The 1,789-nt window shown below is 70.9% G+C and carries 3 protein-coding genes; 2 read left to right on the top strand and 1 reads right to left on the bottom strand.

The features are described 5' to 3' along the window. Both ELR45_RS40240 and ELR45_RS02085 read left to right on the top strand, forming a co-directional pair. On the top strand, positions 1-428 hold a 428-nt coding region (locus tag ELR45_RS40240), incomplete at its 5' end, for an XdhC family protein (protein WP_240759068.1). A 41-nt stretch (positions 429-469) separates the two neighbouring features. After that, entirely contained in the window at positions 470-1,060 is a 591-nt protein-coding gene (locus ELR45_RS02085; protein WP_129663019.1) for a nucleotidyltransferase family protein, read from the top strand. An 89-nt stretch (positions 1,061-1,149) separates the two neighbouring features. Here ELR45_RS02085 and ELR45_RS36505 read toward each other — a convergent pair. After that, positions 1,150-1,789 (bottom strand): FAD-binding protein (locus ELR45_RS36505; RefSeq protein ID WP_205855703.1); only part of this gene is annotated, 640 nt, incomplete at its 5' end.

Raw genomic sequence — 1,789 nt, 5'->3', positions numbered from 1 at the left:
AGGTGGTGGTCAGCTGGCCACACGACTTTCTGGCAGGCGCGACGGTCGACGCGCGGACGGTGATCTGCGTGCTGACGCACGATCCGAAGTTCGACGTTCCGCTGCTGGAGGCGGCGCTGCGGACACCGGCCGCGTACATCGGGGTCATGGGGTCGCGTCGCACCCACGCCGATCGGATCGACCGGCTGCGTGAGCTGGGGCTGAGCGAGCGGGAGCTGACTCGGATGTCCGCCCCGACCGGCTTGGACATCGGTGCCCGCACACCGGAGGAGACCGCGGTCTCGATCGCGGCCGAGATCGTCGCCGCCCGCTGGAACGGATCCGGCCGCAGGCTGAGTCAGCTGTCCGGGCCGATCCATCACGAGCGGATGACAGAACCGACGCCGGAACCCATCGCTGGGAGCCGGCCGGGCCATACCGGCGGATGAGCGCGCCGGACGGGTGAGTGCTGGAACGGACGTGATGCGTCATGACTGCGGCAACGGCGGCGGGGCTGGTCCTCGCCGCGGGTGAAGGCCGGCGGTTCGGTTCGCCGAAGGCCGTGGTGGAGGTCGAAGGCGAGCGCTTGATCGACCGTGCCGTGCGCTTGCTGGCCGAGGGCGGCTGCTTGCCGGTCGTCGTCGTTGAAGGTGCCGTCGGGCTGGAAGTGACGGGCCAGGCCGCCGGTGTGCCGGTCCGCGTCGTGTATAACCCGGACTGGCGGGACGGCATGGGCTCGTCGTTGCGGGTGGGCCTGGACGCGGTGCGAGAGACCGGCGTCGGCGCCGTCGTGGTCGCACTGGTGGATCAGCCGTGGCTCGGCCCGGAGTCGGTCCATCGGCTCCGCGGCGCCCGGGCCGGGGGAGCGTTCGTCGCCGCGGCGACCTACGGCGGCGAACGGGGCAATCCGGTGCTGCTCGGGTCCGAGGTGTGGGACGACGTGCTCGCCCTGGCCGAGGGTGACGTGGGCGCACGTGCCTTCATCCAGGCGCACCCCGAGCTGGTGACCGCCGTCCCATGCGACGGCACCGGCCGTCCGGACGACATCGACCACCCCGGCGATCTCCCCACCTCCAAATGATCAAGTTTGGTGGGTTTTCTCGCGCGTCGACAGGGCTGCAGGCATGGTGACGCACGAGAAAACCTCTGGGTGTGCCTGGCCGGTGCTCTCTATTCGACCAGGGTGGCGGAGATCTCCACGTCGTGGTCGACCATGAGGCGGCGCACCTCGTCGGGCGCCTCCGGCACCAGCTCCTTGGTCACGGCGCCGTCGGGGGACCACACCAGGTTTACTTTCAGCGCCGGATCGGTGGCGGGGTAATCCGACCTGTTGTGCGCTCCCCGGGTCTCGCGACGTTCCCGGGCACAGACCAGTGTCGCCCGGGCCGCGAGCAGGGAGCCCTTGAGGTCCATCGCGTGCGTGAGGTCCTCGAACCCGGCGATGTTGGGGTGCACCGCCAGTCCGCCCAGGCGGTCCTCGATCGCGTCGAGCTTGTGCAGGCCCTCCGTCAGGCCGGGCTCATCGCGGACCACGCCGGCGTATTCGGTCATCAGATCACGCACCGCGCGCTGCAGCGCCCGGGCGTTCTCGGTGCCCTCGCCGGCCAGCAGGTCGTCGAGCTCGCGGCGGGCCTCGTCGACGGCGTCGCGGCTGCGGTGTAGGTACTCGATGCCGTCGACGTACCCGGCCGCCGCCTCCCCGACGATCCGGCCGAACACGAGCAGTTCGGTCAGGGAGTTTCCGCCCAGCCGGTTGGCGCCGTGCACGCCAGAGCCGGCCTCGCCGATCGCGTAAAGGCCGTCGACGCCG

Source organism: Phytoactinopolyspora endophytica, assembly GCF_004138495.1.
Taxonomy (GTDB): domain Bacteria; phylum Actinomycetota; class Actinomycetes; order Jiangellales; family Jiangellaceae; genus Phytoactinopolyspora; species Phytoactinopolyspora endophytica.
This window is presented reverse-complemented; position numbering and strand designations above follow the sequence as displayed.